Here is a 12,976-nt window from a genome sequence, read left to right on the forward strand (position 1 = left end):
TAATGCTTTGTGACTAGGATGCGCGATAAAGCCCATACTTGGATCAAGGTTAGACAATTGCATTAATTTGGAGAGTTATCATTGATTGAGTCAGGCACCTTATATATTGTCGCCACGCCTATTGGCAATTTGGAAGACATTACCCTTAGGGCATTACGTATTTTGGGCGAGGTGGACTTAATTGCCGCTGAAGATACTCGGCATAGTCAGCGTTTGCTGCAGCACTATGATATTTCAACGCGACTGACCTCATTACATGATCACAATGAATCTCAGCGAGCCACTCAACTGATTGAAAAACTAAATCTCGGTCAAAACATTGCGTTAATTTCTGATGCAGGCACACCACTTATAAGCGACCCTGGTTATGGTTTGGTCAGTCACTGCACAGCAGCTGGGGTGAAAGTTGTACCATTGCCCGGACCTTGTGCAGCGATAACCGCCCTATGCGCTGCGGGGTTAGCGACAGATAGATTTAAATTTGAAGGTTTTTTACCGGTTAAGGCAGTGGCTAAGCAGCAGGTTTTGCAGCGATTACTTACGGAAACCAGTACAAGTGTATTTTATGAATCTCCCCGAAGAGTAGCGGAAACTGTCAAACAAATAGTGATTGAGTTGGGTGAACATCGTCAAATGGTAGTGGCAAAAGAGCTAACAAAAACCTTTGAGACCTTTTATTCAGGTACTGCACAAGCTTGTTTAACTTGGCTCGAAGCCGATGCAAACCATCAAAGAGGTGAATTTGTATTAATGATCGCCGGTGAAAAGCAAGATCAAACAGCAGTGTCGGCTGATGCACTTAATTTACTTAAACTTTTAGTGGCAGAACTCCCCCTTAAAAAAGCAGCAGCGGTCACAGCTGCTCAATATGGATTAAAGAAGAATCAGCTTTATCAACTCGGGTTAGAGCTTAATTTATGAGAACAAAAAGCCTACTTACATTTATGTTCTGCAATCTGCTTTTTTCAGGTGCATCAACGGCAAAATGGTTTGAAGATAGTCAGGCAATAATGGGGACGAATATACATGTAGAGCTGTGGAGTGATTCTACTCAACAAGGTCAAGGGGCAATTCAAATGGTAATGGATGAAATGCGGCGAATTGATCAGGCCATGAGTCCCTACATTGAAAGTAGCGAATTGAGTCTACTCAATAAACACGGTGCTAAGGATTACGTAGCCATTTCTAAAGAGTTATTCGATCTTATCGTATTATCTGTAGAACTCGCAAAGGAAACCGACGGCGCCTTCGATATTACTTTTGCGAGCGTGGGTTACCTTTACAATTACCGAGAGCATCAAAAACCACAACAAAGCCAAATAACTGATTTATTAAAGGCCGTTAATTATAGGCACTTAAGGTTCGATTCTCACAACAATAGAATTTTTTTCGCCCATCCCAATGTGAAAATTGATTTAGGTGGCATTGCCAAAGGTCACGCAGTCGATAATGCAATCGAATTATTGCGCAATAGTGGCATTAAACATGCTTTGGTGACAGCTGGCGGTGATACAAAATTGTTAGGTGACAGGTTAGGTAAACCTTGGATGGTAGGTATTCGAGATCCTCGAAATCAACACAAACAAACTGTAGTTTTGCCATTGGCAAATACTGGGTTGTCAACTTCAGGTGATTACGAGCGTTATTTCGAGCAAGACGGAAAGCGTTATCATCATATTTTATCGCCAAAAACGGGTGAATCAGCCTATGAGGTGCAAAGTGTCTCTATCATTGGCAACCGCAGTACATTGAATGATGCGTTGTCTACCGCGGTTTTTGTTTTGGGGGTACACAAAGGAATGGACCTGCTAAATCGAACGCCAGGATACGATGGCATTATTGTGGATAATCAGCGCAAGTTGCATTATTCCAATGCATTGGTTGAATAATTTTCACTATTTTTTGTCAGTAATTTGATGAGTAGAAAACAATGAATAAAATTACAGGTCAAACAGGCCTGCATATTCCTAATATTATTGACGTGGAAGCCAGTGGTTTCGGCGCGGCCAGTTATCCGATTGAAGTTGGGGTTATCAATCAAGCAGGAGAACGATTCTGTTGTTTGATTAAACCACAAGATGACTGGACACATTGGGATACCAGAGCTGAAGCTTTACATGGTATTAGTCGCCAAGTTTTGGCGGAAAAAGGCTTGGTTGTGCAGGAGGTTTGTTCACAACTCAATCAATTTTTAGCAGGGCAAGTTGTTTATTCAGATGGATGGGTAGTAGATGATACTTGGTTAATAAAACTCTTTAATGCGGCAAAGATGGTGATGAAATTTCATGTCAGCTCATTAGAGATGATTTTAAAAGAAATACAAATGCCACTTTGGCACGAAACCAAGGAAACCTTATTCCAGCAAATGCAAGAGCAGCGCCATCGAGCTAGTAGTGACGCAGCACTTATTCAAAAGACTTTTGTAACAACGCAACTGATGTGTAATCAAAATAATAGTCAATTGCAGTTGTCTTGATTGTATCTTAGGTAGGTTTGTTCTAGTTCAAAGCATTGCTGTCATTTATGAGGCCCACACATCCATTCAACAGTTGTTTTCAATATTCAAAGCGACAGGTATTGTCATTTTTCAAAGCGAGTATCCTTAGGTCGAATGCACTTTGTCGGATTAATTCTGGCGAAAGTAGCAATGCACTTGTTAAAATAAGCATCCGTTCAAAACGATGAACCCCCTGTGATTGAGAATACTTATTTAAGTGAATTATTGATAGATGAAATAGCGGATGCTCTGCAACAGTGCGGTTATATCCAGCTACAAGAGTTTCTGCCTGAATCTCTTGCCACACAATTGCAGCAAGAAGCAAAAAGTTTGTCTTCAAGCGCTTTTAAGCCTGCAGGAATTGGCCGTCAAAATGATTTACAGCTAAACACCCAAATTAGAAGTGATTCTACTTTATGGCTTGACGATAAAGACGCTGGCGAGGGTAAAGCAAAGGCACAAGCTCACTATTTGCAATTTATGGAACAATTGCGAATAGGTTTAAATAGACGTTTGTTTATGGGCTTGTTCGATTTTGAATGTCATTTTTCTCATTACGGCGATGGAGACTTTTATAAGCGACACTTAGATGCATTTAAAGGTCGCAGTAATCGTATATTAAGTACAGTGTTTTATTTGAACGACAATTGGCAAAAAAGCGCTGGCGGAGAGTTAGTGTTGTATGCCGATGAGCAAGAGGCTCCTTTGTTGGTGGTAGCGCCACTGTTTAATAGTTGTATTATATTTCTAAGTGACGTTTTTCCACATGAAGTGCTTAGGAGTAATAGTGATCGATTTAGTATTGCTGGCTGGTATAGAGTAAATAGCCACTGTGCAACTCATCTTGATCCCAACCAATAAGTCAGCGTTATAACTTACTCTTTAAATTACTGAGTTGTTTATATTTACCTAACTAGGCTAAATATAGGCGGTTTGGTAATTGAGTATTGTATGAACTCCCTCAAAAAAATTGTCTACTGGCTGATTCTTCCTCTAGTGGGATTGTGCGTTATTTTAATTTTATTTGGCCGTCAATGGGTACTAAGTTACCTTGCTCCACCTGAAATTTTTGTGATGGCAGACGCACCTGTTGCACCACAGTACAGCAACGCCTATTTTTGGGTCGCTCATCCAGACAAAAATGACACGGCTGATTTGGTGCCAAAGGCATTGGATACCAGTAAAGATTTAGCTCAAAAAGCAGTCGATGTGTTTTTTATTCATTCAACTGGTTTTGTCGGGCCTGGTGGATGGAATTCTACTATGGAAAACAAAAACTCTGAGGCTCAATCAATTGAATACATGTTATCTAGCATGGCGAGTATATTTAATGGCTGCTGTAATATTTATGCGCCTCACTACCGTGAAGCCAATATTCAAGCTTTTATGCCAGACAAGTTTACAGTAGGTACCCAAGCACTGGACTTAGCTTATCAAGATGTAGAAAAGGCGTTTGCCTATTATTTACAACATTTTAATCAAGGTCGACCTTTTGTCATAGTTGGGCATAGTCAAGGTACGACTCATGCGTTAAGACTATTAGAACAAAAGATAGATAACACCTCACTGTATCAACAATTGGTAGCTGCTTATGTAGTAGGTTATTGGTTACCTAAAGATAAATTTAAACGGGGATTTCAGCGGATACAGCCTTGTGCTGAAGCCAATCAAACCGGCTGTATTGTGAGCTTCGATACTTATGGTCAAGGTGGTGAATTGGACGCGAAGGTTCCTCACTGGTATCCAACGGGTTGGGAATCGAGTCAATTGGAAGATGGCACTACCAAGCCAACATTGTGTGTGAATCCACTGAGTTGGACAATGACCACTGACAAGATCCCAAGCACTGCACATTTAGGTGCGATGCCTGTAGAGTTTAAGCGCACGCCAATCGATATGTTGTTAGCCATCAACCCGGGATTTATTTTCCAAGAATTGCCAGCATTAACCCCTGAGTTAACTGGAGCACAATGCCTCAGTGATGGCCGTCTCGAAGTCATGCAGCAGGACGATAACGCTTTTTCAAACCATTTATCTTTGCCCAATAAAAGTTACCACGTACTCGACTATAGTTTGTTTTACGGCAACATTCGTGAAAACGCCATGTTGCGAGTCACCCAATTTATGACGTCAAATCAAGCTTCGCAAACAGCACAATAATACCAAGGAACATAGAATGAATATTTTTCAAACCCTGTTTAAATACACCTTATTAACCACGCTTATTGTGTGTTGTAGTAGTGTGTTTTGTCATGTTTTTGCAGCCGATGTTATTGCAAGTGATAAGGCCCAGCAATTGTATACATCACAACCGGATGTGACTCCCGAACTAGGAAAGCGAGGTAGTTACTCTGTGGGTGTCACAACCATTGAGGCAACCAATCCGCAACAACTCAGTGCTACAGATTATAAAAGTTTGCAGGACCGATCATTGACCTTAGAAGTATGGTATCCAGCCATTGCTCAAAAAGCCGATGTATTGGCAACCTACGAAAATGTCACCCGCACTCATAAATCATTTTTACTGCAAGGTAATAGTGTTAGGGATGCGAAAGCCAATCAAGAAAAAACCTATCCACTAGTAGTGTTATCTCATGGGTATACAGGCTACCGCACTATTATGTTTTATCTTGGCGAACATTTAGCGAGCCACGGTTATGTAGTAGTTGGCATTGACCATACAGACTCCACCACAGGTGAAGTAGACTTCAAAAACGCACCATTTGCAGGCTTTCCTAGTACCTTGATCAATCGTGCCCGGGATCAACAATTTGTATTGGATTATTTCAGTTCATCTAAGTCTGAATTGGCGAAAGTCGTAAATACAGACCTCGCATCGGTGATTGGATATTCCATGGGAGGTTTTGGCGCAATTAATACAGTGGGAGGTTGTTACAATTTTACCCAACAAGGTTTACAAGCTTTTGGATTTCCAGAGCCTGCGGCAAAAGCTTTGTTAGGGGTGTTTAATATTTGTAACGCGGCAAAAGAACAAGTTGATAGCCGCTGGAAAGCTATGGTGGCCTATGCACCCTGGGGCCAAGCGCAAAATTTACATAAATTAGATGGGATCAAAGTACCGAGTTTATACGTTAGTGGCTCCCTTGATGATGTGTCTGGATTTGAAAATGGCGTCAAAAAACTTTTTGAACAATCTCCAGCAGAAGATAGCTTTATGCTGGTGTATGAAAACGCGCGACACAACGTAGCGCCGCACCCCGCGCCAGCAATCGCCTATGCGGCAGACGCGGATTTGGGTCATTATTACGAACCCGCTTGGAGTAGCGAAACCCTTAATCGCATTAATCAACACATGACTTTGGCTTTCCTAGATTGTTACGTTAAACAGCAAACTAGTGCTTGCGAATACCTACCTAAACGTGAAAGTGCGACTCAAAGCAAAGATGCTCAAGGTAACTTAAATGATCCTTGGCCTGGCTTTGCTAACCGGTGGGCGGTAGGCATGAAGTTTCTTCGCAAGTAACAAGGTTACTACACTGCTCTGCAGCTAGTTGTCGGGTAAATCCAAGTACAAAGCCCTGCCGATTACATTTGGCGCCGGTAAGGTCACTGGCGCTAAGCGTAACTTATATTACTTTTTCCTGAGTTTATCTGCTCAGCCAATACCAAGCTTTTAATCCCTCTGCCTAACAATCATTTAGCGTCTTTTTACAGATAGTCACTGCTTCATTCGCTTCGTTTTCACCCGTTATCCAAAAACACCTTGACTCTAATAGCGTGGCGATCTTACTATTAGCGCAAATGATATTGATTCGTATTTAGATTAAATGAAATTGACAGCAGTTGTAGTGTGTTTGTTTGGTTTGTGTATGGTTAACCAAGCTAGATCCACAGTAATGGAACAAATAGTAGTAACAGGCACTCGCTCGTCCATTGACCAATCTGACAGCCCTGTTTCGATTGATGTGATATCTGCAACGCAGTTGCAAAAACTTAGTCACGGTACTCTGGCTGGTGCGCTGAATTATATTCCAGGGGTGGTGGCTAAACGTAACGCTAAAGACGGGTATACGGTGCAAATGCAGGGCTTTGACGAGAACCATGTATTGATTTTGATGGATAGTCAGCCTTTGATTTCACCCACAGGGTCGGCAGTGGATTTGGATCAAATTGGTGTGGTGGATATTGAGCGAATCGAAGTGTTGAGGGGGGCTGCATCAGTTTTATACGGCAGTTCTGCCATGGGTGGCGTCATCAATATTATTACTCGTAAAAAGTCCGAAAATCACCTCAAGCTAAAATATCAAACCAGCAGTTACACCCAAAACAATATCGATTCTTCAGATATTGGCCATCAAATTCAGCTTGACGCTAGTCAAAATATATTGGGCTGGCGCGGCAATATTAGTCTGCAAAAAATAGAAGATCCCGGATTTGATTATGATCCCAACACTATCGCTCAAAGTGCGCCGAGTACCGACAAGCACTTTGTAAATTTAGGCTTATCAAAACAGTTTGATGATGCATTCGGACTGAGCTTGAAAGCGCGTTATTTCAGTGATGATAAACAAAAGCAACGTTACGAAATCCCAGGACAAGCAGGAGAAATAAGTTATTTATCTGAGGTAGAGCGATGGCAATACGACTTGGCGTTAAATCAAGGAGAAGTTTGGCGGGTACAAGGCCGTTATATTAATCACCTTGAAACCAGCGGCGACTCAAATTCTTTACGGGACGCGGATATTACTTTGATGGAAATAGACAGTCAGTATCTATGGAACATCGAGGATTTAGAGTTGGTGTCGGGATTGGTTTTGCACACAGATGAATTATACCAAATTAAAAACGCCACAGAGCAAGGGGCTTCAGGCACAGTTGAGATAGATGACAAAGCCCGAGATAGTGTTGAAGCTTATACCCAATTAAGCTGGCAATTAGATGAGCATGAAGTGTTGGCTGGGATCCGCGCTCAACACGATAGTGAATTTGGTTGGCACAGTGCCGCGCGGGTGAATGCATTATTTAGCTTTTCAGAATTCCAACAGCAGCAATGGAAACTACGCATGGGCGTAGGTCAAAGCTATCGAGTGCCTACACTCAAAGAACGCTTTTACGTATTCGACCATAGCAACCTAGGTTACATGGTGTTAGGTAACGAAGAATTGGAGCCTGAAAAGGCAGTAAGTGCTAACTTAGAAATCACATATGTTAAGCAATTAGGGAACTCAAACCGAGACTTATCGTTAAGCGTCAATACGCATTATTCAAAAGCGGAAGATTTCATTGAAACGGTGACAGATGTCGAAGCAACAGCATCTACTGGTTTGCTTATCTCTCGTTATAGCAATGTGGAAGAAGCGGTTCTCAAGGGGCTAGATCTGTCAGCTAACTTAGCTTGGGGAAAAGTAGATTATCAACTTAGCTACAGTTATTTACATGCCACCGATCACAATGGGTCGCATCTTAGTGATCGTCCCACCCATCAAATTAAAGCAAACCTTGATTGGCAATTGCCATTTGATATTCATGGCTTGATTTACCTTGTGTATGAAAACGGAAGTTACCCCACAGCACAACAACTAGGGATCGAAAAAGACGATTGGAGTAGCTTGAATCTAAGCCTCAGTCAGAGTTTTAACCAAAATTGGCACTGGGTGGCTGGTGTCGACAACGTATTTGATAACCACCAAAACACAGATGCAGTTGCAGCTGGACTACTTGATGTTAGACCGCTGTCGAGCAGACGTGTTTTTGCTGGTATCTCTTATCAATTTTATTAATGGAAACTAAAAAAATGAACAAGAATTTTATTCTAGGTCTTAGCATGGTACTTGGGGCCTTAATGAGCGCATGTGGTAGTTCTAGCTCAAATAACGACACCGAAACAGGTGTCACCCCAGATCCCGCACCGGTAGAAGAAGAGGTAGTAGAGGGAGAAATCTTGGGGCCCTTCACCACTGGCTCTACATCTGAGCCAAAGAGTGTGTATTTTGATTTAGAAACTGCAACTGTACTTGAATTAACTGATGAAGAGGCGGCAGCGGATAGCCAATGGGACATTGCGTTTAATCGTACTCAAGTCTCGCTAAATACCCATGCGGATAATACTGTTGGTACTTACTTGACTGACGTCAACAGCGATTTCTATGATGACCAAGGAAACGTTCTCTCTGAGATGTTTTTAAATGCGGATGCTGACTCTGAGCTTGAAGATTATTTGGCAATAAGTGCTGATGACGCGCCTAGCGATGACGCTTACAGCGTTGATTCTGAAGAATATGTTATAGGGGATAAGTTTTACAATTACGATTTTACTACCCATGTGGTGAGCGCCGCAGACGATGCCTATTTTATTGTCAGTGCAGACAGTGCATATACTAAATTTAGAGCCAAATCACTAACAACTTCTGGTCGCACTATGGCCACCATTACATTAGGTATTCAACATCAAAGTGCCTTAGACGGGGAAACAGAATTTGCATCTGAAATAGATCTAGAGCTGGATGCAACGGCCTGTGATACCGGAATATATGTCGATTTTGATCTGGCTCAAACGGTCAATCAAGAAGACGCTTGGGATATTTGGATACCTTGCCTGACAGACGAAGATATCATAGGAGCCGATTTCCAAATATTTATTGCCGATGACGCGAGTGCATTGTTAGACGGTGAAAACAGTTATGTAGGAATAGACTCAGAAGCTGCCCAATATTACGGATTTCAATCGAATCTCACTAGTGTAAAAGCTTTTGCTGCTACCCCTTGGTATCAGTACAACCTTAATGGCGGGCATTTATTATGGTCACAATATGGGGTTTATCTGCTCAAAACTAGTACCGCTACATACAAACTTCAAATAACCAGTTACTACGATGAAGCTGGCACCTCTGGAAATTATAGTTTTCGTTTTGATGAATTATCGGCTGAATAATTGTAGGCGGGTAATGGTCCGCCATTTATAGAGAGTGAGTTTATGTATAGATTAATAGTTGGTTTTGTCCTCTTTTTTTTCCATATGGTAACCGCGGTTCATGCTCGCGCTGATAGTCCTGAGCGAATAGTCAGTGCCGGTGGCAGCATTACTGAAATTATTTATGCCTTGGACAAGCAAGATTTGATTGTGGCGACTGATAGCACCAGCATTTATCCGGCGCCTGCAGCTAGATTACCTAAGCTAGGATATTTTAGGCAGTTAAGTACTGAAGGGGTGTTGAGTTTTCAACCTAGTCACTTGATCGGAACCCAGTCCACTGGCCCGGCTAGCCTTGCTCCGCAACTAACCGCCGCAGGTGTAAAGGTAGATATATTAGGAGAGCAAAGAGACTTTCAAGGATTAACGCAGCTTATTCAAGATGTGGGTCAGTTATTAGACGCGCAACATCAAGCGTCTTTATTGGTCGAAAGTATTAGTCAACAGGTTGCCGAGCTTAAGTTGGCGCAAAACAAAAATCCTTCGATAAGTGCGTTGTTTGTGATGTCTGACAGTGAGCGCGGCTTAATGGTTGCTGGCAACAACACCGTTCCGCAATCCTTGTTTAACGATGCGGGGATTCGAAATGTAGCCGCAAAGTTGAGTGATTATAAAGTGATGGATAATGAGTCGATTTTGGCCGCCAATCCAGACCTAATATTTGTTGCAAGTCATAGGATACAAGGGCCTGAAGCGTTACAAACACTGTGTCGACACCCGGCGTTGAAGGCCACCTCAGCAGGTAAAAGTTGCGCTTTAGTGGTGATGAATAGTAGCGAAGCTTTAGGTTTGTCGCCACGTTATCCGCAGGCTCTTGCAACAGTAATAGAAAGTGTAAAGGCGCTACATGCACTCTGATAGTCTACCCGTTACCTTACAAGCGACTTTGATACAACGTCATAAAAAGTATGGACGTGGGATTTGGCTTGCCGTGGGTTTGGGATTACTTTTAGTCGCGATTGGACTGCAAGCTGGAAGTTTTGCGCAGTCTTCAAATGACATGTGGCAGATGTTGTTAAAAATATTTACCTCTGAGAATTTAACACAACAACAAACAATCCATTGGTACATATTTTCTGAGTTGCGCGCTCCGAGAATGGTGATGGCAATCTTTGTAGGTGCTTTATTGGCAATGTCTGGTTGTGCTATGCAAGGGTTAGTTAGAAACCCTTTGGCCGATCCTGGGCTCATTGGCATTTCTGCTGGAGCGGCGGCAGCGGCGGCTACGACTTTAGCTTTAATAAATCATTACCCTGAACTGGAATTAGCGGGTCAGTACTTGATTGCCGCTAGCGCTTTTGTCGGCGCGTTACTTGCTGTTTGGGTAGTATTGTTAGTCGCTAAAACTCCCATGGGTACTGCTATTTCTTCTTTGATATTGGCTGGGGTGGCAGTGAATGCACTAGCTGGGACACATATAGGCGCGATTAGTTATTTGGCAAATGATGACGCATTACGCCAAATTACCTATTGGACCATGGGTAGTTTAGGGGGGATCAATTGGCAAAAAGTGCTTTTTGTTGGCGCTCTCGGTGTGCCGGCTATAGGTGTGTTTCTACATCTGCGCAAGGCGTTGAATATGTTAGCGTTAGGAGAAAATGAAGCGCAATGTATGGGGCTTGCCGTAACCAAATATAAGCGACTTACGCTTTGGCTGGTGGCGTTTTCAGTTGCCCTTGCTACAGCACTTTGCGGCATTATAGGATTTATTGGCTTAGTGGTTCCGCATATTGCACGGAGCCTGTTTGGGGCGGATCATCGCTATTTAATGCCGGCTTGCGGCGTGCTTGGCGCGGTATTGATGTTGTTGGCCGATATTATCTCACGGGCTTTATTCCCACCTTTAGAAATTCCCATTGGCATAGTGACATCTGCTGTGGGAGCTCCGTTCTTTTTGTATTTATTAGCCAAAGGTAAAGGGCAGTCCAGCTATGTTTGAAATGAAAGACATATTTCTCAATTATCGAGAGAAGAACATTCTTCAAGATATTTCTTTGTCGGTAGCTAGTGGCGATTTTCTCACTGTTATTGGTGAAAATGGCTGCGGAAAATCAACATTATTACGCTGTGTGGCGGGCCTTCATCAACAAGTCAGTGGCAGCATTAGGTTTCAGCAAAAATGTTTAAAACAATGGCCAATTAAAGCGCTCGCAAAAGAGCGCTCTTTTGTGGCTCAAAGTAACCAAGTACATTTTGCTTTTTTAACCGAAAATTTGTTGAAACTGGCACGTGCCGACCAATTAGAAACTGAACAACAAAGTACGTTGTTAATTTGCCAATTGGCTGAAAAGCTCAACATTAGTCATTTGTTTGGACGGGATGTGAGAAGCTTATCGGGCGGCGAGCGCCAACGTGTATTTATTGCCAAAGCCTTGTTACAGCTATTGCCAAACAATCACCAAAAAAGCAGCGATTACGTGTATGAAAACAAACTGTTGTTGCTTGACGAACCCACATCGGCTTTGGATTTTCGTTTTCAAAAAGCCATGATGGATCTTGTTCAAGAGTTTTGTCAGCAAGGTTTAGCTGTGGTGTGTGTGAGCCATGATATGAACTTAGTGTTGCCCTATGCCACGCAAGTTTTAATGCTTGCCCAAGGCCGTTGTTTAGCAAAAGGCCAAGCGAAAGACGTTATCACAATAGAAAACCTATCCGACTGTTTTGGAGTTACGCCCAAACTGATCCCTCAGACTGGTTCCGTGCCTTATATCACTCATTAATTTTCTCTAGGATTTAATATGAAAAAACAAGCTTATATTTTTGATGCGAAAACGCTAGTTCGTCAACAACATTCAGGCGTGCTTAGTACACATTCTCAGACTGTAGAAGGTTACCCTTTTGGTTCGATTGTGCCTTATTTTATGACCTCAGAGGGCGACTTGATTATTTATATTAGTCAAATAGCGCAACACACCCGCAATATCCAAGCGGACCATAAAGTATCTATGACTATATTTGATCATTTGGCAGATGACTCCCAAGCTTCTGGCAGGGTGACTGTGTTGGGCGACGCCCATTTAATTGAAGATACCTTAGTAGCAGAACAATACTTTAGCTTATTTCCCCAAGCTGAAGGGTACCAACAAACCCATGATTTTATGTTTTATAAAATTACCCCTAAGCGAGTAAGGTACATCGGCGGATTTGGCAAAATTCATTGGATCAACAAAGAAGATTGGCTGTTAGCACTAGAGAATTGGTCCAAAGTTAGTAATGGCATAGTGGTGCATATGAATGACGATCACCAAGAGGCGATGCAGTTAATCTTATCTCATCAATTTAATGTTGAGGTCAAACACATTAAAATGCTGACGGCGTTTTGTGAAGGTGTGCATATACAAGCCGACAACAAAATTTACTTTTGGCCTTTCGATTTACCTTGCATCACATCGACGCAGGTACGAGAGCAATTGGTCAAAGCAACCCACCAAGCCAGAGCAGCATTGACGCCTCAAGCCTGTTAATTCGCTTTACTAACAAATAAACACTTAAGACAACGGGACATAATCAACCCTTGTCTTAAGTGACACAATTGGTATGAAGTCGAT

Annotated in this window: 12 protein-coding genes; all 12 read left to right on the top strand. The window is 42.3% G+C overall.

What is annotated here, in order from left to right:
* Nucleotides 1-81: 81 nt before the first annotated feature.
* The 12 genes from rsmI to KO534_RS04140 all read left to right on the top strand — a co-directional run bounded on the left by rsmI (nt 82) and on the right by KO534_RS04140 (nt 12,892).
* Nucleotides 82-921, top strand: coding sequence for a 16S rRNA (cytidine(1402)-2'-O)-methyltransferase (rsmI, locus tag KO534_RS04085; protein ID WP_215927536.1), 840 nt, complete (start codon nt 82-84; stop codon nt 919-921).
* A complete protein-coding gene (locus KO534_RS04090; protein ID WP_215927538.1) occupies nt 918-1,889 on the top strand; it encodes an FAD:protein FMN transferase in 972 nt (323 codons plus the stop codon). The genes rsmI and KO534_RS04090 overlap by 4 nt, the downstream gene beginning before the upstream one ends.
* 41 nt (nt 1,890-1,930) lie before the next feature.
* Nucleotides 1,931-2,476: an exonuclease domain-containing protein gene (locus KO534_RS04095; protein ID WP_215927540.1), complete on the top strand. Its 546-nt coding sequence runs from the start codon at nt 1,931-1,933 to the stop codon at nt 2,474-2,476.
* Nucleotides 2,477-2,692: 216 nt separating this feature from the next.
* On the top strand, nt 2,693-3,358 hold the full coding sequence (locus tag KO534_RS04100; RefSeq protein ID WP_354667904.1) for a 2OG-Fe(II) oxygenase: 666 nt from the start codon (nt 2,693-2,695) through the stop codon (nt 3,356-3,358).
* A gap of 90 nt (nt 3,359-3,448) precedes the next feature.
* Nucleotides 3,449-4,657 (top strand): DUF3089 domain-containing protein, encoded by a 1,209-nt coding sequence (locus KO534_RS04105; RefSeq protein WP_215927542.1) that lies wholly within the window; start codon nt 3,449-3,451, stop codon nt 4,655-4,657.
* Between the two features lie 16 nt (nt 4,658-4,673).
* Nucleotides 4,674-5,981, top strand: a complete 1,308-nt coding sequence (locus KO534_RS04110) for an alpha/beta hydrolase family protein (protein WP_215927544.1) — start codon at nt 4,674-4,676, stop codon at nt 5,979-5,981.
* Nucleotides 5,982-6,285: 304 nt separating this feature from the next.
* Complete coding sequence (locus tag KO534_RS04115; RefSeq protein WP_436836572.1) at nt 6,286-8,238, top strand: TonB-dependent receptor plug domain-containing protein; 1,953 nt, start codon at nt 6,286-6,288, stop codon at nt 8,236-8,238.
* A 14-nt stretch (nt 8,239-8,252) separates the two neighbouring features.
* Nucleotides 8,253-9,389 carry an HmuY family protein gene (locus KO534_RS04120; protein ID WP_215927546.1) on the top strand — a complete coding sequence of 379 codons (1,137 nt, stop codon included), beginning with the start codon at nt 8,253-8,255 and terminating at the stop codon, nt 9,387-9,389.
* 42 nt (nt 9,390-9,431) lie between these two features.
* A complete protein-coding gene (locus KO534_RS04125; protein WP_215927548.1) occupies nt 9,432-10,286 on the top strand; it encodes a heme/hemin ABC transporter substrate-binding protein in 855 nt (284 codons plus the stop codon).
* Nucleotides 10,276-11,367 carry a FecCD family ABC transporter permease gene (locus KO534_RS04130; protein ID WP_215927550.1) on the top strand — a complete coding sequence of 364 codons (1,092 nt, stop codon included), beginning with the start codon at nt 10,276-10,278 and terminating at the stop codon, nt 11,365-11,367. Before KO534_RS04125 ends, KO534_RS04130 begins: the two co-directional genes overlap by 11 nt.
* Entirely contained in the window at nt 11,360-12,148 is a 789-nt protein-coding gene (locus KO534_RS04135) for an ABC transporter ATP-binding protein (RefSeq protein ID WP_215927552.1), read from the top strand. Before KO534_RS04130 ends, KO534_RS04135 begins: the two co-directional genes overlap by 8 nt.
* Before the next feature lie 18 nt (nt 12,149-12,166).
* Nucleotides 12,167-12,892, top strand: coding sequence for a HugZ family protein (locus KO534_RS04140; RefSeq protein WP_215927554.1), 726 nt, complete (start codon nt 12,167-12,169; stop codon nt 12,890-12,892).
* Nucleotides 12,893-12,976 lie beyond the last annotated feature (84 nt).

Source organism: Paraglaciecola arctica, from assembly GCF_018861065.1.
Lineage (GTDB): Bacteria > Pseudomonadota > Gammaproteobacteria > Enterobacterales > Alteromonadaceae > Paraglaciecola > Paraglaciecola arctica_B.

Bases quoted from the DNA above. Each gene is read 5' to 3' on its own strand.
- KO534_RS04135 (WP_215927552.1), top strand. From the start codon at position 11,360: ATGTTTGAAATGAAAGACATATTTCTCAATTATCGAGAGAAGAACATT.
- KO534_RS04140 (WP_215927554.1), top strand. From the start codon at position 12,167: ATGAAAAAACAAGCTTATATTTTTGATGCGAAAACGCTAGTTCGTCAA.
- KO534_RS04090 (WP_215927538.1), top strand. From the start codon at position 918: ATGAGAACAAAAAGCCTACTTACATTTATGTTCTGCAATCTGCTTTTT.
- KO534_RS04130 (WP_215927550.1), top strand. From the start codon at position 10,276: ATGCACTCTGATAGTCTACCCGTTACCTTACAAGCGACTTTGATACAA.
- KO534_RS04105 (WP_215927542.1), top strand. From the start codon at position 3,449: ATGAACTCCCTCAAAAAAATTGTCTACTGGCTGATTCTTCCTCTAGTG.
- KO534_RS04095 (WP_215927540.1), top strand. From the start codon at position 1,931: ATGAATAAAATTACAGGTCAAACAGGCCTGCATATTCCTAATATTATT.
- KO534_RS04125 (WP_215927548.1), top strand. From the start codon at position 9,432: ATGTATAGATTAATAGTTGGTTTTGTCCTCTTTTTTTTCCATATGGTA.
- KO534_RS04115 (WP_436836572.1), top strand. From the start codon at position 6,286: ATGAAATTGACAGCAGTTGTAGTGTGTTTGTTTGGTTTGTGTATGGTT.
- KO534_RS04110 (WP_215927544.1), top strand. From the start codon at position 4,674: ATGAATATTTTTCAAACCCTGTTTAAATACACCTTATTAACCACGCTT.
- KO534_RS04120 (WP_215927546.1), top strand. From the start codon at position 8,253: ATGAACAAGAATTTTATTCTAGGTCTTAGCATGGTACTTGGGGCCTTA.